Source organism: Nisaea acidiphila (genome assembly GCF_024662015.1).
GTDB lineage: Bacteria > Pseudomonadota > Alphaproteobacteria > Thalassobaculales > Thalassobaculaceae > Nisaea > Nisaea acidiphila.
Genome location: NZ_CP102480.1, coordinates 705,677 through 726,691, shown reverse-complemented (window position 1 = coordinate 726,691; position 21,015 = coordinate 705,677). Strand labels below are relative to the sequence as shown.

At 62.4% G+C, this 21,015-nt stretch carries 20 protein-coding genes; 9 read left to right on the top strand and 11 right to left on the bottom strand.

Going from position 1 to position 21,015, the window contains the following annotated elements; translation table 11 throughout:
• Positions 1-102 precede the first annotated feature (102 nt).
• On the top strand, positions 103-1,161 hold the full coding sequence (locus NUH88_RS03485; RefSeq protein WP_257769995.1) for a tartrate dehydrogenase: 1,059 nt from the start codon (positions 103-105) through the stop codon (positions 1,159-1,161).
• A gap of 10 nt (positions 1,162-1,171) precedes the next feature.
• Complete coding sequence (locus tag NUH88_RS03480; protein ID WP_257769993.1) at positions 1,172-1,633, top strand: MaoC family dehydratase; 462 nt, start codon at positions 1,172-1,174, stop codon at positions 1,631-1,633.
• Between the two features lie 13 nt (positions 1,634-1,646).
• Here NUH88_RS03480 and NUH88_RS03475 read toward each other — a convergent pair whose 3' ends face one another.
• Entirely contained in the window at positions 1,647-2,372 is a 726-nt protein-coding gene (locus NUH88_RS03475; protein ID WP_257769992.1) for a tellurite resistance TerB family protein, read from the bottom strand.
• Positions 2,373-2,583: 211 nt separating this feature from the next.
• Between NUH88_RS03475 and phnC the strand changes: the two genes are divergently transcribed.
• From phnC to phnE, 3 genes are all read left to right on the top strand, one after another.
• Positions 2,584-3,444 carry a phosphonate ABC transporter ATP-binding protein gene (phnC, locus tag NUH88_RS03470; protein WP_257769991.1) on the top strand — a complete coding sequence of 287 codons (861 nt, stop codon included), beginning with the start codon at positions 2,584-2,586 and terminating at the stop codon, positions 3,442-3,444.
• Between the two features lie 34 nt (positions 3,445-3,478).
• A complete protein-coding gene (gene phnD, locus NUH88_RS03465) occupies positions 3,479-4,495 on the top strand; it encodes a phosphonate ABC transporter substrate-binding protein (RefSeq protein ID WP_257769990.1) in 1,017 nt (338 codons plus the stop codon).
• 74 nt (positions 4,496-4,569) lie between these two features.
• Complete coding sequence (phnE, locus tag NUH88_RS03460; protein ID WP_257769989.1) at positions 4,570-5,487, top strand: phosphonate ABC transporter, permease protein PhnE; 918 nt, start codon at positions 4,570-4,572, stop codon at positions 5,485-5,487.
• Between the two features lie 286 nt (positions 5,488-5,773).
• Here the strand turns inward: phnE and NUH88_RS03455 are convergent, their stop codons facing one another.
• The 4 genes from NUH88_RS03455 to NUH88_RS03440 all read right to left on the bottom strand — a co-directional run bounded on the left by NUH88_RS03455 (position 5,774) and on the right by NUH88_RS03440 (position 8,774).
• Positions 5,774-6,322, bottom strand: coding sequence for a carboxymuconolactone decarboxylase family protein (locus tag NUH88_RS03455; RefSeq protein WP_257769988.1), 549 nt, complete (start codon positions 6,320-6,322; stop codon positions 5,774-5,776).
• Between the two features lie 11 nt (positions 6,323-6,333).
• On the bottom strand, positions 6,334-7,038 hold the full coding sequence (locus tag NUH88_RS03450; RefSeq protein WP_257769987.1) for a glutathione S-transferase N-terminal domain-containing protein: 705 nt from the start codon (positions 7,036-7,038) through the stop codon (positions 6,334-6,336).
• Between the two features lie 72 nt (positions 7,039-7,110).
• Positions 7,111-7,914: a phosphate/phosphite/phosphonate ABC transporter substrate-binding protein gene (locus NUH88_RS03445; RefSeq protein WP_257769986.1), complete on the bottom strand. Its 804-nt coding sequence runs from the start codon at positions 7,912-7,914 to the stop codon at positions 7,111-7,113.
• Complete coding sequence (locus NUH88_RS03440) at positions 7,911-8,774, bottom strand: helix-turn-helix domain-containing protein (protein WP_257769985.1); 864 nt, start codon at positions 8,772-8,774, stop codon at positions 7,911-7,913. Before NUH88_RS03440 ends, NUH88_RS03445 begins: the two co-directional genes overlap by 4 nt.
• Positions 8,775-8,985: 211 nt before the next feature.
• Between NUH88_RS03440 and NUH88_RS03435 the strand changes: the two genes are divergently transcribed.
• The gene (locus NUH88_RS03435) at positions 8,986-9,870 is read left to right on the top strand and encodes a fatty acid desaturase (protein WP_257769984.1); all 885 of its coding nucleotides are present in this window, start codon (positions 8,986-8,988) and stop codon (positions 9,868-9,870) included.
• Positions 9,871-9,921: 51 nt separating this feature from the next.
• On the opposite strand, the gene NUH88_RS03430 is transcribed toward NUH88_RS03435, so the two are convergent.
• A complete protein-coding gene (locus NUH88_RS03430; RefSeq protein ID WP_257769983.1) occupies positions 9,922-11,475 on the bottom strand; it encodes a trimethylamine methyltransferase family protein in 1,554 nt (517 codons plus the stop codon).
• A gap of 511 nt (positions 11,476-11,986) precedes the next feature.
• On the opposite strand from NUH88_RS03430, the gene NUH88_RS03425 reads away from it, so the two are divergent.
• The gene (locus NUH88_RS03425) at positions 11,987-12,442 is read left to right on the top strand and encodes a helix-turn-helix domain-containing protein (protein ID WP_257769982.1); all 456 of its coding nucleotides are present in this window, start codon (positions 11,987-11,989) and stop codon (positions 12,440-12,442) included.
• Positions 12,443-12,540: 98 nt separating this feature from the next.
• On the opposite strand, the gene NUH88_RS03420 is transcribed toward NUH88_RS03425, so the two are convergent.
• The 4 genes from NUH88_RS03420 to NUH88_RS03405 all read right to left on the bottom strand — a co-directional run bounded on the left by NUH88_RS03420 (position 12,541) and on the right by NUH88_RS03405 (position 18,482).
• Positions 12,541-14,604 carry a dipeptide ABC transporter ATP-binding protein gene (locus NUH88_RS03420; protein WP_257769980.1) on the bottom strand — a complete coding sequence of 688 codons (2,064 nt, stop codon included), beginning with the start codon at positions 14,602-14,604 and terminating at the stop codon, positions 12,541-12,543.
• Positions 14,605-14,617: 13 nt separating this feature from the next.
• The gene (locus NUH88_RS03415) at positions 14,618-15,772 is read right to left on the bottom strand and encodes an ABC transporter permease (protein ID WP_257769978.1); all 1,155 of its coding nucleotides are present in this window, start codon (positions 15,770-15,772) and stop codon (positions 14,618-14,620) included.
• 14 nt (positions 15,773-15,786) lie between these two features.
• Positions 15,787-16,722, bottom strand: a complete 936-nt coding sequence (locus NUH88_RS03410) for an ABC transporter permease (RefSeq protein WP_257769977.1) — start codon at positions 16,720-16,722, stop codon at positions 15,787-15,789.
• 107 nt (positions 16,723-16,829) lie between these two features.
• Positions 16,830-18,482, bottom strand: coding sequence for an ABC transporter substrate-binding protein (locus tag NUH88_RS03405; RefSeq protein ID WP_257769976.1), 1,653 nt, complete (start codon positions 18,480-18,482; stop codon positions 16,830-16,832).
• Between the two features lie 462 nt (positions 18,483-18,944).
• Here NUH88_RS03405 and NUH88_RS03400 point away from each other — a divergent pair, with 462 nt between their 5' ends.
• The gene (locus NUH88_RS03400) at positions 18,945-19,448 is read left to right on the top strand and encodes a GNAT family N-acetyltransferase (protein ID WP_257769975.1); all 504 of its coding nucleotides are present in this window, start codon (positions 18,945-18,947) and stop codon (positions 19,446-19,448) included.
• Here NUH88_RS03400 and NUH88_RS03395 read toward each other — a convergent pair.
• Positions 19,433-19,846, bottom strand: a complete 414-nt coding sequence (locus tag NUH88_RS03395) for a DUF4870 family protein (RefSeq protein WP_257769974.1) — start codon at positions 19,844-19,846, stop codon at positions 19,433-19,435. The genes NUH88_RS03400 and NUH88_RS03395 overlap by 16 nt on opposite strands.
• Before the next feature lie 101 nt (positions 19,847-19,947).
• Here NUH88_RS03395 and NUH88_RS03390 point away from each other — a divergent pair, with 101 nt between their 5' ends.
• Entirely contained in the window at positions 19,948-21,012 is a 1,065-nt protein-coding gene (locus NUH88_RS03390; RefSeq protein WP_257769973.1) for a threonine aldolase family protein, read from the top strand.
• The last annotated feature ends 3 nt before the right edge of the window (positions 21,013-21,015 follow it).

Below are 21,015 nucleotides of genomic sequence, written 5' to 3'. Positions count from 1 at the left end.
CCTGCTCGGAACGACAGCCCGCCCGAAGGAGACGCTTTCGGGAGCCGCCGCCCTCCGCCTATCATGCCGGCCAAATAAATGGATGAGGCGGAGGAGGCCCAAATGTCGAAATTGAAGCTCGCTGTCATTCCCGGGGACGGGATCGGCTGGGAAGTGATCCCGGAGGGCATCAAGGTGCTGGAGGCGGCGGGTGCGAAGTTCGGCATCGAGTACGAATTCACCGAGTTCGACTGGAGCTGCGAGCGCTATCACAAGACCGGCCAGATGATGCCGGAAGACGGCATCGAGCAGCTGAAGACTTTCGACTCGATCTTCCTCGGCGCCGTCGGCTTTCCGGGCGTGCCGGACCATGTCTCGCTCTGGGGCCTCCTGATCCCGATCCGCCGGGAGATGGAGCAGTATGTGAACCTGCGCCCGATCCGCATGCTGAAAGGCATGACCTGCCCGCTCGTGGGGCGGACGTCGGAGGATATCGACTTCTACGTCGTGCGCGAGAACAACGAGGGCGAATACTCCGCCATCGGCGGCCGGCTCTTCGAGGGCACCGACCGCGAGATGGCGATGCAGGAGAGCGTCTTCACCCGCCTCGGCACCGACCGGGTGATGCGTTATGCCTTCGAGCTCTGCCGCCGCACCGGGAAAGAGAAGGTCACCTCGGCGACCAAGTCGAACGGCATCATCCACACGATGCCCTATTGGGACGAGCGCTTCGCGGCGGTCTCGAAGGAATATCCGGATTTAAAGACCGATCAGTATCATATCGACATCCTGACCGCGAATTTCGTCCTGCACCCGGACTGGTTCGATGTCGTGGTCGGCTCCAATCTCTTCGGGGACATTCTCTCCGACCTCGGTCCGGCGGTGGCCGGTTCCATTGCCATCGCGCCGTCGGCCAACATCAATCCGGAGAAGAAATATCCCTCCATGTTCGAGCCGGTGCACGGCTCGGCCCCGGACATCGCCGGCAAGGGCATCGCCAACCCGATCGGGCAGATCTGGTCGGGCGCCATGCTGCTGGAACATCACGGCCACCAGGAAGCGGCGGACGCCATCGTCGCGGCCTGCGAGGCGGTGATCTCGGGCGGCGGGCCGAAGACGCCGGATCTTGGCGGCCAGGCCTCGACGAAGGATCTCGGCGACGCCATCGCCGCGGCGATCTGAGGAGCGGGCCATGCAGGAGGCGGTACATTTCGAGGACCTGGAAATCGGCCAGGTCCTCGGCTCGCAGCGGAAGACGATGACCGAGGCCGAGATCATCGAGTTTGCCTGGCAGTACGATCCGCAGCCCTTCCACATCAGCGTCCCGGACGCCGAGGAGAGCCATTTCGGCGGGGTGATTTCCAGCGGTTTCCAGACCCTCGCCGTCAGCTTCCGCCTCGCCTGGCAGGCGAACGGTCTTCAAGCGACCAATCTCGGCGCCGGAACCATCGAACAGCTGCACTGGCTGAAGCCGGTGCGTCCGGGCGACACGCTACGCGTCGAGATGGAGGTGCTGGAGAAGCGGGAGTCCCGCTCCAAGCCGGACCGAGGCTTTGTGCGCTTCAAATACACGACCTACAACCAGGACGACGAAGCGGTCATGACAATGGAGTGTCCGCAGATCGTTGGGCGCAAGGAGGCCGCCAGGGGGTGATCAAGGCGTCGGGTTATTCGGTAGCCGCGACCTGCGCCTCCAAATGCGCGACGAGTTCTTCCGGAAGCGCGAGCCGTGCTGCCAGCGCATCGAGATAGGCCTGCTCCATCGGGTGATCCGTGTCGATGGATAGGCGTGATGCGAGATAGATCTCCGCACCCTGCTCCGGGCCCTCGGCCAGCGAGGCGACATCCTGCAGGCTCGGCGGCTTGCTTAGCGCGTCGAAGACGAAACCCTTGTCCTCGGCACCAAGCTCCGCTGCGCCGACGCGCTCGAAGATCCGTTTCTGTTCCTCTGCATCGATATGCCCGTCGGCATTGGCCGCCGCGATCATTGCCAGGACCAGGGCAAGCTCGAAGGGGCGGCCGTCGCTCGCCGGCGCATTTGCCGGCAGAAAGGCCGAGTCCGCGGGCGGTGCTTCCGTAGTTGCGGGGGAGGCTGCCGTCGGCGCGGCGACGGGCTGCTGGCCGCTCTGCCAGTTCTGGTAGGCCCGGTAGGCGAGGGCTCCGAGCGCGGCGGCGCCGCCATATCCGACCACTCCGCCGGCGAGTTTGCCGGCTTTTTTGCGCATCTTCTTGTTGCCGATAAGGACGCCGAGCAGGCCGCCCGCGGCGAGCCCCCCTGCAACACCAGCCATGCCGTTGTTGGCGACCTTGTCCCTCGCGACCGTGACCGCCGTCCCGACCGATTGCGCCGCGCCGGTGCCGAGAAATTGTTCAAGAAGGTTCTGCGCGTTCATACCTGACCTCTATGTTGATATCTGAACTCAGATAGGAAGTAGCGCGCCGGCTCTCAATAGGGGAGGCGCCCGTTCGGACGGTGACCGAACGGAGACTCTTCCGTTTCAATTTGTGGGTATTGCGTAACTTCTGAGTCTTAAAACCGTCATCCCCTTGCGGCGTGCTGGTCAACGCTTCTGAGTAATTTCGCGGCCTTCGGGAAGGGGCCGCATGTCAGATACTCAGATACAGCCAGTCATCCAGGTCAGGAACGTCTCCAAGACCTTTGGGAATGTCCGCAGGGCGCTGATCGATGTCTCGGTCGAGATCGGCGCCGGCGAGATGGTCGCGCTGATCGGCGCGTCCGGCTCCGGTAAGTCCACGCTCATTCGTCATATCGCCGGCCTCGTCGTCGCAGATAAAGGCGGCGAGGGCGGCGAGATCACCGTGCTCGGCGAGCGGGTGCAATCGGGCGGGAAACTTTCCCGCGACGTCGCGCATATGCGCCGCCGGCTCGGCGTCATCTTCCAGCAGTTCAACCTTGTGCCGCGGCTGACTGTGCTGACCAACGTGCTCGCCGGCCGCCTCGGCCGCATGCCGAAATGGCGCGGCACGCTGATGCAGTTCTCCCATCTCGAGAAGCAGCTCGCTATGCAGGCGCTGTCGCGCGTCGGGATCGAGTTCACCGCGCGCCAGCGCGCCTCGACCCTTTCCGGCGGCCAGCAGCAGCGTGCAGCCATCGCGCGCTGCCTTGTTCAGGAGTCCGAGGCGATCCTCGCGGACGAACCGATCGCTTCGCTCGATCCGGCCTCGGCGCGCCGGGTGATGGAGATCCTCTCCGACATCAATCGGAGCGAGGGGACGGCGGTGCTCGTTTCCCTGCACCAGGTCGAGTACGCGCGGCGTTACTGCAAGCGCACCATCGCGATGCGCGACGGCCGCGTCGTGTTCGACGGCCCGTCGCACGACCTGACCACCGACTTCCTCCGCGAAATCTATGGCGAGGCGAGCGAGGAACTGATCCTCCCCGATGCCGAGGATTTCGCCGAGGCCCATGAGCAGGCGGAAAAGCGACTCATCGCTTCCGCCTGACCTTTGCCCCCAGCAGCCAAGAGGAGCTGAGCCCATGACCATCATGACCCGCCTGACCGCCGCCGCGGTCCTGGCCACCGGCCTCGCGACGAGCGCCCTGCCGGCTCTCGCCGACCGCGAGGACCCGAAAGAGATCAATTTCGGCATCATCGCCACTGAGTCCAGCTCGGCCCAGCGCGAGAAATGGGGCCCGTTGCTGAAGGCGCTCGAGGACAAGCTCGGCATGCCGGTGAAACCGTTCTTCGCTTCGGATTACGCGGGCGTGATCGAGGCCATGCGCTTCGACAAGGTCGACATCGCCTGGTACGGCAACAAGTCCGCCATGGTCGCGGTCGACCGCGCCGGCGCCGAGATCTTCGCCCAGACCACCAAAGGCAAGGGCGGCAACGGCTATCACTCGGTGATGGTCGTCCACAAGGACTCGCCGCTGACCTACGAAGACGTCATGAAGTGCGGCAAGACGCTGAATTTCGGTCTTGGCGATCCGAACTCGACGTCCGGCTTCCTGGTGCCGTCGACCTTCATTTTCGCCAAGGAAGGCGTGAACCCGAAGGATTGCTTCAAGACCGTCCGCAACGCCAACCACGAGACCAACCTGATCTCGGTTGCGACCAAGCAGGTCGATGCCGCCGTTGCGTCCTCGACGGGCATGTATTCCCGCCTGAAGAAGGCGAAGCCGGAGCTCTTCGCGGAACTGAAGGAAATCTGGCGCTCGCCGCTGATCGCTTCCGATCCGATGGCCTGGCGCCCGGAGCTGAACGAGGACCTTAAGGCCAAGATCGTCTATTTCTTCATGACCTATGGCCGTCACGGAACCGATGCCGAGGTTGCGAATGCCCGCGAAACCCTGGCGGTGATCGACATGGGGCCGTTCGTGCCGTCCTCCAACGCCCAGCTCTGGCCGTTCTACGAGATGGACCAGATCCGTCAGCGCATGTCCATTGAGGGCGACGCGACCATGTCCAAGGGTGAGAAGAAGGAAAAGATCGCCGCGATCGACAAGAAGATCGCAGAGATCCGCGCCGCGGCGGCTGCCCGCCCGCGCAAGTAATCCGACCGGCCCGGTTTTCCGGGCCAGTCCTCGGCGGGGGCCATACGGCCCCCGCTTTCTTTCCGGAGCCAGCCATGACCGACATCGCCGCCAACAACCACCGTGCCCGCCTCGAGGATATCGAGGTGCCGGGGCGCACCCGCCAGGAACAGGTCTTCGACATGATCCTCTGGGGCGCGTTCCTGGTGATGCTGGTCTGGAGTTTCGCGCCGGCCGAGATGAACCGGATCGACCAGATCTTCTCGGGCGGCGGCAACATGGCGATGTTGCTCGGGGATTTTCTGGAGCCGAATTTCCGCTATTGGCGGAGCTATCTCGACCTGATGCTCGAAACCGTCCAGATGGCGGTGTGGGGCTCGTTCCTCTCGGTCATTCTGGCGGTACCGTTCGGCCTTATGTCCTCGGCCAACCTGGTGCCATCCTGGCTGCATTTCCCGGTGCGGCGTCTTATGGACGCCTTCCGGGCGATCAACGAGCTGGTCTTCGCGCTGATCTTCGTCGCTGCCGTCGGTCTCGGACCCTTGGCCGGCGTACTGGCGCTGACCATCCACACCACGGGCACGCTCGCCAAGCTGTTCTCCGAAGCTGTGGAGGCGATCGATCCGCGGCCGGTCGAAGGGATCCGCGCCACGGGATCCACGCGGCTGCAGGAGATCATCTTCGGCGTCATCCCGCAGGTCCTGCCGCTCTGGATCTCGTTCTCTCTCTATCGCTTCGAGGCCAATGTTCGCTCGGCGACCGTGCTCGGCATCGTCGGAGCCGGTGGGATCGGGATGTCGCTCTCGGAAGCGCTGCGCGGCTTCGATTACGCGGCCGGCGCCTCGATCCTGTTGATCATCCTGCTGACGGTATCGCTGTTCGATATTTTCGGCGCGCGGCTGCGCAAGGTGGTGATCGATGGCGAGGAGCACGCCCAGTTCGTCGGCTATCTAGCCTTCATGGTCGCGATCATTGTCGGGATTGAAATAGTCCTGAGAACCGGACCGGTCTGATAACGGAATTCGCAAAATAAACGCTACTTACACGTGCGCGTACACAATGGGTTGAAAGCGGCTCAGTTCTCGCGAATGCCTCGGCCCAGAAGAATACCGCCGATTACAGCGACGGTGCACCACCCAACGATTACAAGCGATACGGTAGTCATACGCGTCTCCTATCTAATGGTGACAGGGTACCCGCAGGCTGCCGTTTACACAATATTAACCATGCCGAATTTCAGAAAATAATTTATCTGGTCATCCGGCATGGTCTCAAAAGTTGCAGGTCAAGTATCTGAATCTAGTCCAGTTCTGCGACCTGATCGCCTTCCAGGGGAACATCGAAGGCGTTGATGGTCATGGAAATCAGCGTGTAGTAGCCGAGCACGCCGACCAGATCGATCAGCTTCTGTTGGCCGAGCACCTCAAGCGCTTCCGCATAAAGCGCATCGCCGATCTTGTGGGTCTCGTGCAAGGCGCACGAGACGTCATGGACGACACGCTCATCTTCTTTCTCGAAAGGCGGTGTGCGGCGGTCGCGGATCGCGTCGAGCACGGCTTCCGAGATACCGGCCTTCAACGCGAAGGGCTTGTGCACGGACCACTCGAACTGAGCGCCCCAGAAGCGCCCCGTGACCATGATCGCCAGTTCGGAGAGCCGGGGTTCCAGCGAGCTGTCGTAGCGGGCGAACTGACCGAGCTGTTGCGCCTTGTCTGCAAGCGCGGGGCTGTGCAGCCAGACCTTGAGCGGGCCTTCGACCTTCCCGCGCGGGCCGCTGACGATCGCATCGTGGATGACGCGCTGTGCGTCGTTCATGTCCTCGGGTTTGAGGGCGGGGACTCGTGCCATGTCTCGGTTCCTCACGCTGCGGCCGAGACGGGCGCTTCCTTGCGTGCGGCGCCCCCGTGGGCGTCGAGCAGGCGCTCGCGCCAGCCCCAGAGCGGGTCCTCTTCCGACAGCAGTTCGAATGGGCTGGAAATTCGTGCCCACATCAGGGTTCCGAACAACGCATAGTCGGCATAGCTCGGCCCGGTGCCGCCGAGATACGGCTGCTTCTCGATCACTCCGCGGGCGGGTGCGAGTGCCTTGTGCAGATCCGGCAGGCGCTCCTCGCGGCCGGCCTGGACCTCTTCCAGTTTCCGGCCGAAACGGGCTTCGCGGGACTCCCGGAAATAGTCCTTGTCGCGTTCGTCGCAGGCAAGCAGCACATCGTGGACGATGAGCCCGGCAATCAGCGGGGTGATCGTGCGGTTGGCCCATTCCGTAACGAAGAGCGCGCCGCCCCGCCCGGCCTCGCCGCCGAAGAGGCTCGGCGCGTCCGGGTAGGTATCCTCGAGGTAACAGGCGATGTCCCAGCTGTCGCAGACCACCGTGTCGGCATCCTTCAGGACCGGGACGAGCTTCTGGCCACTGAATTCCAGCTTTTCCTTTTCGCCGAACCGCACATGCTCGACCGTTGCCGCCTCTTCGAGGCCTTTATGTGCAAGCGCCATGCGCGCACGCCAGCCATAGGGGCTGAAGCGGGCGCCGTTCTTCGCGGACAGATCGTAGAATGTAATGGCCATGTTGGCTTTCCTTCCCTTGAGGCGGATCGACTTCGGCGCGGATCTTGCCGCGCGCGAAAGGGCGCAACAAGGTCAGAAGAGGGAAGGCAGTCCTCGTTCGACGGCAAAGGTCTCGATTTCGTCGATTTCCACGTAATTGTGATCGGCGAGCGGCGTGAAGCCATCGATCAGCAAGGCGGCACGCGCTTCCTTGGCGGACGGATCGGCAAGCGCGCGCTCTATTCCCCGCCGCATCGCCGCGATCGAGGCTGGGGCGGCGCCCGCCCGAACCGCATAGGGAAGGCCCGGCGCGTCCGGCGTCCAGGCGAGGATCTCGACGGCGGCGCATTCCTCCGGTGCGTACTTGCGGAGCAGCGCCCAGGTCACGCAGTCCACCGCCGCGACATCGGCTTCGCCGGATGTGACCAGGGCGACACTCATCCGGTGTCCTCCGCTGCGGATCGCATCGCCGAAAAACCCGGGGCCGGCACCCTGTTCCGCCAGCAGAGCCCGCAGCGCGCTCATCCCGGACTGGGAGGACGAGTTGTTATAGGCCAGTCTCTGACCGCGGAGACCTTCGATCGAGGTGATCCCGGCGCCGCTTTGCACGATAACGGCGCTCCTGTAGCGCGGCCCGTTGCAGCCTTCGGCCTCGTAGCAGGGCGCGCCGAGGACGGTCAGTCCGTCCTTGTGGAACCTGCGCAGGGGATAGCCGCAGATCTGTGTGAAGAAAAGATCCGGCCGGGACCAGGCGTCGCTCTCCTCGGCCAGCCGGGTGCGCGTTTGCGGCACACCGGTAAGACCCTCTGCCTCGAAGCCGCGCGCGAGCGCTTGCCACCATGCGTCGGTGGCCTCCCGGATCTCCGGCAGATCGTACATGTCGAGCGTGGCGATCATTCGGGGGCACCTTTCGGAAATGTCCGGATCAAGTTCCGGACATGATCCGGCAAGGCATGGCTTTGCACGACGGCATCGCGGATCAGCTGGTCGAAATGACGGGTCAGCGTGCGGATATGCTCGGTCGTATTGAAGACGAAAAAGCTCTGCCCGAGATAGAGCGAGGCGCGCAGAGGGCCGAAGATCGTCAGCGGCGCGGAATAGACCATGCGCCCGTCGAAGAGATAGATCCGCATGCGCGGGTAGAGCTCCTCGTGCAGCCGGAGGATCTGTTCGAGCTGTGTTAGCCGGAGGTCAGGGGCGAGGTCATGCCAGATCCCGGCGCCGGCGGCGAAATCGTCGAGTGCCTGGCGGGACATGCAGATCTCGATGTCGGTATCCGGCCGTCTCGTATAGGCGAGGCGGTCCTGGGTGCGCTCGATCGCGCTCTCGCGTTCGAAATCCTCGACGGCGCCATGCTCGTAGGCGACGACTTCCGGCGTCTTTATCTGGTCGGGCAGGTTGGACGGCACGTAACGGATCTTGTAGCCCGCCGCCTCGGCGTGCCACTCGGCGATGTTGCGGTCCGTCGCAGCGCGCGAGGCCTCGGTCACATGAATCGAACGCTGCAGGATCTCCGCGCCGAGCTGCTCCTGCTGGGTGAGCCCGAGGAGCCAGTCGAGGCTGACCTGGAGCGCAGCGGCGATCGCCGCGACCGTATCGGCGCGGGGCAGACGGTCGTTCTCCGCGGAGAGCAATTGGGAAAGCGTCGAACGGTCGACACCGACACGTTTTGCCAGGCCGGAGCGATTCACGCCGGCGCGCTCCATGCTCTCGGCGAGCCGGGTCCGAAAGATCTCGACTGTGTCTCTGCGGTCCAAGGAGGCACTCAAGGTAAAAATTCAGCGATGTTTTGAATTATCAGCATATAGAGTGAAATTTCAACATTTGTGGCAATAATGGCGCAAACGCTCGTTGTTGCGGTGCAATATCGGACGCTAGCCTGCCCGCATGTTTGAGCGATCTGTGGACCGAATGCCTCTTGGAGGTACTGAAGCGGCCCGTTCCCTCGGGGAGGAACGCACCGTTTCCTTGCAATCCGTACCCGCCGTGGAATGGCCGACCGTCGGCTTGTGGCTGGCCATTCACGGCCTTTTCGCAGCCGCGACCTGGTGGCATGCCGCGGTGCCTCCGTGGCTGCTGCCGCTGATCGGAGCGCCTCTGGTCTGCTGGCATGCGAGTTACCAGCACGAGGCCATCCACGGCCACCCGACCCGGGTCGGCTGGCTCAATGCCGCGCTCGCCGGGCTCCCGCTGATGCTCTGGGTGCCGTATGGCATCTACCGGGACAGCCATCTCAAACATCACGAGAACGAGTATCTGACCGATCCGATCGAGGATCCGGAATCCTTCTATGTGACGCCAGGGGAGTGGGCGCTTTACTCGACACCGCGCCGGGTTCTGCACCGGGTCGTCAACGCGCTTGCCGGGCGCCTGCTGATCGGTCCCGCTTTCGTGGCCGGGCTGTTTCTCTGCCGGGAGGCGCTGAAGGTTGTGCGTGGGCGGGCGGATCTTAGAGCCTGGGCCATGCACGCGGCTGGCGCAGGGCTGCTCCTTTCCTGGGTGTTGCTGGTCTGCGAGATGTCTCTTTGGACCTATCTGCTCTGTTTCGCCTATCCCGGAACCAGCCTGCTGCTGCTGCGCTCCTTCGCGGAGCATCATGCCGCGCCGGAGCCGGAGGACCGGACCGCCATCGTCGAGGCGGAACCGCCTTTCGCGCTGCTGTTCCTCAACAACAACCTGCATGTCGCCCATCACGACAAGCCGGGTGTGCCCTGGTACCGCCTGCCACGCTACGAGGCGGTGCGGCGGCTCAATACCGCGCGTCCCTCGGAGCGGATCTATCGAGGGTATCGGGAAATCGCCCGCCACTGGCTCTTCCGGGCGAAGGAGAGCCCGGTGCATCCGCACCTCTAGATCCTCCCCGCGTGCACTCTCGCGGCCTTCTCCCTCGGGGAAGGCCGTTCTTTATTGCTGAATACCCGGGTTCTCGCGGCGTTTGGCCATATAGGCCTTCAGTTCCTCGTCGATGGCCGGATCGATTTTCGGCGCCTCGTAGGCATCCAGCATGGCGCGGTAGAGCCGGTTCGCGCGGGCGGTGGCGTCGAGGCTGCCGGCTTCCTCCCAGCTCTCGAAATTCCGCCAGTCGGAGAGCAGCGGCTCGTAGAAGGCGGTCTCGTAGCGCTCCAGCGTGTGCGGGGTGCCGAAGAAATGTCCGCCGGGCCCGACATCTTTGATCGCGTCGATGGCGAGGCTCGCCTCCGAGATCTCCAGGGGCTCGATGAAGGACGCCATTCCCTGCAGCAGCTCGAGATCGATGACGAACTTTTCGAAGGACGCGGTGAGCCCGCCCTCCAGCCAGCCAGCCGCGTGCATCACCATGTTGGTATGGCCGAGTATGACCGGCCAGAGCGACATCATGGATTCCCAGGCCGCCTGCGCATCCGGCGCGTTCGAGGCGTTGGCGTTGGTGGATCGGTACGGCAGGCCGTACTTCCGTGCCAGCTGACCGCCGACGAGGGCGGCCTTGGCATATTCCGGGGTTCCAAAAGCGGGTGCACCGCTGCGCATGTCCACGTTGGAGGTGAAACCGCCATAGATCACGGGTGCGCCTGCGCGCACCATCTGGGTGAAGGCGATGACCGCCAGCGCCTCCGCGTTCTGCTGGGCGAGGGCACCGGCAATGGTGACGGGGCTCATGGCGCCGGAGAGCGTGAATGGGGTGACGCAGATCGCCTGGCCGTGCGCGCTCATCTCCATCAGGCCCTGCAGCATCGGGATATCGACCCGGAGCGGCGAGGAGGTGTTGATGATGCTGTGCATGCCCGGGCGCTCGGCGATGCTGTCGCGGGTCTCGCCGCGGGCGATACAGAGCATGTCGATGGCGTCGGACGGGCGCTGGCGGCCGAGCGAATAGGCGTGGTGCACCTTGTCCGACAGTGTCAGGAAGGAATAGTGGCAGTCGAGATGCCGCGTGTCCGGCGGCAGGTCGATCGGCTCGACCGGATAGCCGCCGAACATGTGGAGGATGTTTGCGCTCTGAGTCAGGCGGCAGAAGTTGTTGAAGTCTGCATAATTGCCGTCCCGGCGTCCGCCTTCCAGATCGCTGCAGAAGGGCGCGCTGGCGATGCAGCAGAAATTGACGTGATTGCTGCCGAAGGTCAGATCCCGCTCCGGGCGACCGCCATGGAGTGTGAATTCGGACGGGGCCTTGGCGACGTATTCCAAAACCATCTCGGGGTCGAGGCGAACGCGTTCGGACCCGCCCCTCACTTCGGCGCCGTGCTGTTTCAAAATGGTCCGGGCTGTATCGTCGAGGAAATCGATGCCGATTTCAGAGAGGATGCGGAGCGAGGCGGTGTGAATGGCCTCAAGTTCGTCCTCGGAGACCAGTGGCAGCGGCGGATATGGCGAGCGGAGGTGGCGCCAAACACTCTGTTTGATCCGCTGCTTAGGGCTCTCGCTGGCAGCGCGGTCCCGCGTTCTTTCCCGCCGTCTCGTGCGGCGCCCGGCCTCTGCCATGTCCGTCTTCCTTCTGCGAAATGACCTTTTTGTTGCCGTAATGGTGCCTCTTTTGGGGGGCTTCTTGTCTAGCCGAGCGACGACAGAAGTCATGGCTGCATCGTCGGTTTTGAGATGAGGCTGCCGGGGTGTGCCGCGCGCGCCCGCGCCATTCCGAAAATCCCTGCCAAAAAACGCTCTTTGATTTTGCTTATTCTTCCCGCGAAATCAGGCTATAAGGACGCATTCATTACGTTAACGTGACAATTCAAGAAGAAATTAAAAATAACTTTACCTATTTTTGATGTAGACTTTGTTTTATTTGAGTCGAGAGAAAAATATTAGTTAACGAAAATTAATATTGACTTGGTTGTCACCAGATAATATTCTACGAATCCTTTAGTTTTTGTTGGAAAAAACACCGGGACGTTGTAGAAACCCGCCACGCTCGGTCTTATGTTTGATTCTTCCGACCGGGCATCAACTTCACTGAAACTGCTAGAGACTGATAATGGCCGCAGCAAAGCAAGCAATGAATGGTAATGACGATCCGAACTTTCGCGTGACCAACAACAACGCGATCGACGTCCATGTCGGACGGCGGGTCCGTTTGCGCCGCACCCTTCTTGGCATGAGCCAGGAGCAGCTGGGTGAGGCTCTGAATATTACCTTTCAGCAGGTCCAGAAGTACGAACGCGGTTCCAACCGGATCAGCGCGTCCCGTCTTTGGGACATCGCACAGATCCTCGATGTCCCCGTCAGCTTCTTCTTCGACGACATGACGGACGACACCGCTGCCAATTCCCCGCGCAAGGTGCGCGCGGGAACGACGACGGCGGAGTACGAGGAGAAGCCGAACGACCCGATGGCTCGGCGTGAAACGCTGGAACTTGTCCGCGCGTACTACAACATCACCAATGTCGGTGTGCGCAAGCGCATCACCGAAATGGTGAAGTCCGTCTCCCAGGCATTGCCGGGCGACGCTTAAGGGTTCTTCCAGGGGCTCTTCGCGGGGCTCATGGAAGGAGTGATCAGGGCGGTCTGCGAAGACCGCCCTTTTTGTTTGTGCGGACCGGATGGCCCCGATCAGGCCAGCGCGACGACCGGTTCCATCCGTTTCAGGATATCGTCCGCGAGGTGGCATTTGATCCGGTGCCCGCCTTCAATGGTACGGGTTGCCGGCAGCTCGGTCTCGCATCGGTTCCCCGGCACCTCGCTCTTGTGAGGGCATCGTGTCTGGAACGGACAGCCGCTCGGCGGGTTCATGGCTGACGGGATATCGCCATCCAGCACGATGTGCTTCTTCGAGATCTTGGTGTCCGCGATCGGAATGGCTGACAGCAGGGCTTCCGTATAGGGGTGATAAGGCGGCGCGAAGACTTCCTCGGTCGTGCCCTGTTCCACGATATGGCCGAGATACATTACGATCACCCGGTCCGCGATATAGCGGACGACCGAGAGATCGTGGCTGATGAAAAGCATGGTCGTCCGTGACGAGCGCTGGATATCCATCAACAACTCTGTCACGGCTGCCTGAACGGAAACGTCGAGGGCGGAAACCGGCTCGTCCGCGACCACGACCTTTGGCGCGCCGGCGAAGGCGCGGGCGACGCCGATCCGTTGCTTCTGTCCGCCGGAGAGCTGACGCGGCATGCGTTTCGCGAACTCGCGCGGCAGCTTCACCAGGTCCAGCAGCTCCAGCATCCGGTTTTCGCGTTCCTGAGGCGTCTTGCCGATGCCGAAACGCTCGAGCGTGCGGACGATTTGGGACCCGACCGAATGGCTCGGATTGAGTGTGTCGAAAGGGTTCTGGAACACCATCTGGATCGAGCTGATGGTATTGGTGTCGCGGTCGCCGATATCGGTGCTGCCGATTTCCTTGTTGCCGAGGGAAACCGTGCCGTCCGTTGCTGTTTCCAGGCCGAGCAGGATCTTCGCAAGCGTGGACTTGCCGCAGCCGGACTCGCCGACGATGGCGACCGTCTCCGCTTCCCGCGCATCGAAGGTGATTTCCTCGTTGGCTTTCACCACCCGGGTCTCGCCGCCGCCGAACATCTTGTTGGCCGCGACCTCGTAATATTTCTTGAGACCCTGGATCTTCAGGATGGTCTCGCCGGGCTCGGTGGCCTCGACGACGTTCTCGTGCACCAGCGGGGCGTCCCAGTCGATCTCGGAGACCCTGGCGCATCTGGTGAAATGCGCCCCCTCCATGCCGGTATCGATCATCGGGATCTCACCGGCATCGCATTTTCCTGCTTCGAAGTAGGAGCAACGCGGCCCGAAATTGCAGCCGCGAGGCCGCTCGTGCGGCAGCGGAAGTTGACCGGGAATGGCGACGAGGGGATGAGCGTATTTGTCGGCGCCCGGTAGCGGGATCGAGCGGAAGAGGCCCTGGGTGTAGGGATGCCGCATCCGGTCGAAGACGTCCTTCACGCTGCCGGTTTCCACCGCCTCGCCGGAATACATCACCGTGATCCGGTCGCAGGTCTCCAGAATCAGGCCGAGATTGTGCGAGATGAAGAGCATCGAGGTGCCGAAGCGCTGGCCGAGCTCCTTCACCAGCTCGACGATCCCGGCTTCGACCGTGACGTCGAGCGCGGTGGTCGGCTCGTCCATCAGTAGCAGGGCAGGTTTCGAGAGCAGGGCCATGGCGATGACGATGCGCTGTTGCTGGCCTCCGGAGAGCTGGTGCGGATAGGAATCCATCATCCGCTCGGGATCGGGCAGCCGCACAGCCTGCAGCATTTCGAGCGCACGGTCATAGGCCTCGTCGACCGAGGCCTTCTCATGCAGCATCGGCACTTCCATCAGCTGGCGGCCTATCCGCATCGCCGGATTGAGGCTCGCCATCGGCTCCTGATAGACCATGGCGATCTCGGAGCCGCGGATCCTGCGAAGTTCCGCCTCGCTCATCGTTGTCAGGTCGCGGCCCTTGAATTTGATCGAGCCGGCGGTGATTTTCCCCCGGTTCGAGAGATCGCGCATGATGCCGAGCGCCACGGTGGACTTGCCGCAGCCGGACTCGCCGACCAGCCCCATGGCCTCGCCCGGCATCACCTTGCATGAGAAATCCATCACCGCCGGGATCTCTCCGGCGCGGACGAAGAAGGAAATCGAGAGATTGTTGATCTCGAGGATCGGTTCGGTCATGGCCGTTTCCTCCTCAGTCTTTCAGCGACTGCTCGCGCAGTCCGTCGGCCAGCAGATTGAGGCCGAGGACGAACATGGCGAGCGCCAGTGTCGGGGGCAGGGCGATCGTCGGCACGATGCGGATGAAGGCGCGGGTCTGGTTGATCATCGATCCCCAGTCCGGGCTCTCCGGGGCGAGGCCGAGTCCGAAGAAACCGAGCGTGCCGAGCAGGATCGTTGTGTAGCCGATCCGCAGACAGGCATCGACGATCAGCGGCCCGCGGGCATTCGGCAGGATCTCCCAGAGCATGATGTACCAGGCGTTCTCGCCGCGCGTCTGGGCCGCCGCGACATAGTCCCGCGTCTTGATGTCCATGGTGATGCCCCGGACGATCCGGAACACGGTCGGCGAGTTCACGAAGACCACCGAGGCGAAGATGTTCAGCTCGTTCGGCTCCAGCGTGATGATCCCGAGCGGATCGGAATTGAACACAAGACCGGAATAGAGCCAGCCGCCGATCAGAAACACGCCGATGAGTTGGACGATCAGCAGCGTCGGCCGGGTCGCGTAGCGGCTGTAGAACAGGACTCCGAAGAAGATGATCGGGAAGATGAAGAAAAACCCGGCCATGGCGACGGGGATCGGGGTTTCGCGGATCCCGGGGGTGACCAGCAGGTAGAACAGCAGGATCACCGGGAAGGCGAGCACCAGATTGGCGAGGAACGACATGATCGCGTCGATCTTCCCACCGTAATAACCGGCCGGAAGCCCGATGGTGATGCCGACGATGAAGGCGAAGAGCGTCGCCGCCGGCGCGATCACCAGGACGAAGCGCGAGCCGTGCACCATGCGGCTGAACAGGTCGCGGCCGAGATTGTCGGCGCCGAACAGAAGGGCCTTTCCGGTCTCGGCGTCGATGACGCCCGGCGCCTTGCGCTTGAGCAGCGCGAACTGCTGGAGCGGGTCGAACACCGCGACCATGTCGGCAAAGAGAGCCGTCAGAATCCAGAACAGCACGATGACCAGGCCGATCATACCGATCCGGCTGTCGAACAGGCGGCCGTAGAGGCTGAGGCTGCGGCGGAAATGGTAGCTCGCACCGAGGAGCGCCACGAGGGAGAGCCAGACCGGCCAGAAGCGGCCGATCACGGTCGCCCAGATTTCAAAGAAACCGATATATTCCAACATCAGAACTCTCCCGCCTAATTCACGCGGATACGCGGGTTGAGGTAGGCATAGCCGATGTCGGATATGAGCTGGGTGAGCAGCACGACGACGACGGAAACGAGGGAACAGCTGAGCAGCAGGTCGATATCGTTATTGTCTGCCGCTTCCACCAGTGTCCAGCCGAACCCCTTGTAATTGAACAGCTTCTCGACGATTACGACGCCCGTCAGCAGCCACGGGAACTGCAGCATGATCACCGTGAAAGGCGCGATCAGCGCGTTCCGAAGCGCGTGACGCAGCACCTGGGCCCGGAACGAAAGTCCTTTCAGACGGGCAGTGCGGATATATTGCGCCGTCATCACCTCGGCCATGGACGCCCGGGTCATGCGTGCGATGTAGCCCATGCCGTAGATCGCCATGGTCATGACGGGCAGGGCGAAATTGTTGAAATTGATGCCGCCGGCTTTCGAGACGCCCTTGAGGACGCCGAGCCAGGAGGCGAACAGCACCGTGAAGAGGATGCCCGAGACATATTCGGGCGTTGCCGTTGAGGCGATGGAGACGACCGAGAGACTTCGATCCGTTTTCGATCCCTCCCGCATGCCCGCGAGGACGCCGATCAGCAGGGCCGCAGGCACCATCGTGATCATCACCCAGAACATCAGCGTGCCAGTATAGCCGATGCGGGGGCCGAGAACTTCCGCGACGGGCTTGCGGAAGCGCGTCGAGCGGCCGAAATCGCCGGTCACCGCATTGCCCATCCACTCGGCGTAGCGTTCCAGCAGCGGTCGCCGGTAGCCTTCCTTGACAAGCCAGCTTTCGACCGCTTCCTCGGTCATGCGGTTGTTGTTCTGCTCAAGCGCGAGCTTTTTCAGATTCGGCTCGAGATTGACCAGATAGAAGACCACCAGCGTCAGGCAGATCATCGTCACGATCATGACCGCCAGACGCCTCAGTATGAATTGCAGCATATCGCCCCCAACTGCCTTGTGCGGGCGGGCTCTTGCGGGCCCTTGGTTCTTCCTTCGGGGAAGTTAAAAGGCCGTCCCGCATGTCGCGGGACGGCCCTGGATGTCGATCAGGCGTCGAGCCAGACCTTGTTGAAGTGCATCTCGAAGGTCGGATGCATGCTGTCGCCCTGCACCTCTTCGGCCATGTGCTTGTAGAGCGAGCGCCAGTAGGGCTGGATGATGATCCCCGAGTCCTGCAGGAGCTTCTCCAGTTCGGCCATCACTTCGCGGCGCTTGTCCGCGTCGGCGATGGCAAGCGCCTGGTCGAGCTTCTTGTCGAACTCCTCGTTGGACCAGCCGGCCTCGTTCCAGGCCTCGCCGGAACGGTAGGCCAGCGCCAGGACCTGGACGCCGAGCGGGCGCATGTTCCAGTTCGTGGTCGAGAACGGGTACTTCGTCCAGTTGTTCCAGAACGAGCTCGAGGGGATGATCGTCCGCTTGATCTTGATCCCCGCATCGCGGATCTGGGCGGCGATGGCGTCGGTGGTGTTCTTGCGCCAGTCGTCGTCGATCGAGATCAGCTCATGCTCGAAATCGGCAGCACCTGCGTCCGCCAGCAGCTTTTTCGCGGCGTCCGGATCCCGCTTGATCGCCGGGAGCTTGGCATATTCCGGGTGCATCGGGCCGACATGGTGGTTTTCCGCCGGGGTGCCGGCATTGCCGTAGCCGATCTGCAGGACTACCGAGTTGTCGACCGCGAGTTGCAGGGCCTGACGGACGCGCTGGTCGTCATACGGCTTGTTGGCGATGTTCATACGGGCGACGATTGTCGCTGCGGTGACGGCCTCCGACTTCTTCAGGTCGAGACTGTCGAGAATTTCGACGAAGTCCGCCGTGGTCTGGTAGTTGGTGTGGACGTCGCCGGCCTCGAAGGCCGCGACCTCGGCTGCCGGATCGGTGCCGTAATCGGTCCACTCGATGGCGTCAAGATAGGCTTCACCGCCCCACCACTTACCGTTCGTACGGCGCACGCATCGCGCGGAGACGCCGACTTCCAGCTTATCGAGTTCGAAGGCACCGGTGCCGACCGGGTTCTTCGACAGATCCGCGCCGTTCTTGTCGAAATCGCGATGCACGATGAGTGCCGGGTAATCGGCCATACCCGGAATGATGCTGATATCCGGCTTCGGCAGCGTCAGCTTGACGGTGTGGCTGTCGACCTTGGTGATCGCACCGGCCAGCGCCTTGTTGGTGTTTGCATCGATCAGCGTCGCCATGCGCCCGGCCATCGAGTTGCCTTCGACTTCCTTCTCGCACCAGCGCTCGATATTGTAGACGACGTCGTCGGCGTTGAACTCGTCGCCGTTGGTCCAGGTGACGCCCTTGCGGACCTTCAGCACGTATTCCGTCGCGTCGGAATTGACTTCCCAGCCTTCGAGAAGGGCCGGCTCGAACGTATAGCTGGAGGTATAAGAGACCAGGTTCTCGCAGAACTGGCGCGCGACGTTGCCCATTTCGGACCAGTCGAAGATACGCGGGTCAACCACTCGGCGAACACTCATCGAGACCTTGAGGGTGCCGCCTTTCTTGGGCGTGCCTTGGGCGGCGGCCGGAGCGCTCATCCCGAGCATGCCGTAGGCCGTCGCGGCGGTCGCGCCGAATGCGCTGGCGAGCGCGAGGAACTCGCGCCGGTCCATTTTCCCTTCGCGGGTCTCGACGGCCCAATCGCTGACGACTGGGTTGAGCGGGCGTCCTGCCCGATCCTTCAAATCCCTGTTCATTGCAAGTCTCCCTGTTGTGCAAACGCGCGTTTCGAATTGATCCGGGCTGGATCGTAATGATCTAAAAGCGACGCATAAAGTGTCGATTTTAGGACATTGCCCGGTGAATGTTGAAACGTGACGCGGTGGTGGATGTTCAAGGGTGAATGAACATTCCTACCGGCTGATCGCCTCCGAAGCAGTTCCCTGGAAATCGAACTTCTGCGCGGGCTTTGTTAGCTTGTTATTGTTCCCGCCGTTCGACTTTCAACGCAGCTTTTTACTTCTCCAACGAGACACGGAAGCTTCGTTCGCGTGCCGCCAGGATGCTGCTTTTCATTCAATCGGCCGTCATCATGGGCAAGTGGTCATGGGGATGTCAAAGATTTTATCCGAATGCGACATTAGCCAATGCGCCGACCGTTCCGGGCTGATATCGAAGGGATTTCCAGACTGTCGAAACTATCCAAAAAAGGACATTCCATGCGGGTCGAGGACGCTTTGAGGGAAGACATGGGAGCGGTGCGTCTGCTCAACGAGGCGGAGGTACCGCATGTGAACAGCATCGATACCGACGGCTTTTCCTGGTTCCTGGAGACGGCGGATTACTTTCGCCTCGTCCGCGACGGCAAGCTGGTCGCAGGATTCCTGATCGGGTTTCTTCCTGGACGGCCGTATGACAGTCTCAACTATCGCTGGTTCGAGTCGAAGTTTCCGTCTTTCCTTTATATCGACCGCATTGTCGTGTCCCCGGCCGTGCGTGGGCGCGGCGTCGGGCGGCTGCTGTATGACGACTTTGCGGAATTCGCAACGGGGCGGGCCGACCGGTTGACCTGCGAGGTCAATCTCCGCCCCGCGAATGAAACATCGATGCGGTTTCATCTGAAGTACGGCTTCGAGGAGGTCGGCCGTCAGGAAACAGAGGGCGGCACCAAGGAAGTCTCTCTGTTGGCAAAGGCGACCGGTGACGCTCAGAACAGTGCGTAGGGATCCTTGATACCCTGATCGTTCGAATGGCGGATCCAGCCTTTCACGACCCTGTAGACAAACCAGAGCCAGCCGGCGCCGCCGACGAGCCACGCCAGAGGGATCAGGATGAAAGTTGCCGTGAAGGCGGCAGCGAGCACGATCGTGATGACCTGAATCCAGAAAGTCCGTATCTGCCAGGCGACGTGGCCCGACAGTTCCGTTCCTTCAAGGTCGCCTCTCTTCAGATAGGCAAGGATGACGCCGAGGACCGACGGCAGGCCGAAGACGATCGCCGCGCCGTAGAGGCCGTAGACGATGTGAACTGCAAGCCGGTCGTTCTCCGAAAGGCCGAGAGAGAAGGGAATGGCGCGCGACCGCGTCATCTCGCGCCCGCTGTTCGGATTTGTTTCGGCCATGTGCAGTTCTGCCTCTTTGTTCTTTCGCCAGCCGCTTTTAGGTTGGCGCGTAGGGGCGATCATTCAATAGCCCGGTCATCCTACGCCTGAGGGGAGCAGCAATGACAGCGAACGAAATCGTGGTTCCGGCAGTCGATCTCTACAGCGATACAGTCTCGCGTCCGACGGACGGCATGCGCCGCGCGATGGCGGAGGCGGAGGTCGGCAATGAGCAGGCAATGGAGGACCCGACGGTCAACCGGCTCTGCGACCGGGTGGCGGAGCTGCTGGGCAAGGAGGCGGCCGTCTTCCTGCCGTCAGGTACGATGTGCAACGAGATTGCGTATCGTGTCTGGGTTGACCGGGGCGAGGAGATCATCCTTGAGGAAACAGCCCACGCTCTGCATTTCGAAGCGGGCGGTCCGGCGGCCCTCGCCGGCGCGATGTGCCGCACGCTCAAGGGGGAAAGGGGCATTTTTTCGGCTGCGGATCTGGAAACCGTGATACGCACGCGCGGCGGCAAGCATGGGCAGCGGCAGGCGCTGGTAAATCTGGAGAACACGGCCAATCTGGGCGGCGGCGCCGTCTGGCCGCTGGCGGCCGTGGCGGAGGTCGCGGAATGTGCCCGCAGCCATAACCTGAAGGTCCATATGGACGGCGCCCGGCTGCTCAACGCTGTCGTCGCCTCGGGCACCCTAGCCTCGGCCTACGGGCAACTCTGTGACTCGGTCTGGATCGATCTATCGAAGGGCCTGGGATGCCCTGTCGGCGGAGTGCTGGCCGGAAGCGCCGAATTCATCGATCGCGCATGGCTCTTCAAACACCAGTTCGGTGGGGCCATGCGCCAGGCCGGCATACTTGCCGCGGCCGGTCTCTATGCCCTCGACCATCATGTCCAAAGATTGTCGGAAGACCATGCCAATGCGCGTTATCTTGCGGAAGGCATCGCCGCGATCGGCGGTCTTTCGGTCGCTGTCGACGAGATCGAGACCAACATGGTCTATTTCGATGTCGAGACCGGCAGGCTCGACGCGGCCGGTCTGTCAGCGCGCCTGATGCAGGATCACAAGGTTCGGATCGGTGCGATGGGACCGCGCAGGATGCGGGCCGTGACGCATATCGATATTGATCGTAGCGGTATCGAGGCCGCCCTCGGCGCTCTCAAGTCGGCGATGGAGACAGCCTGAGAT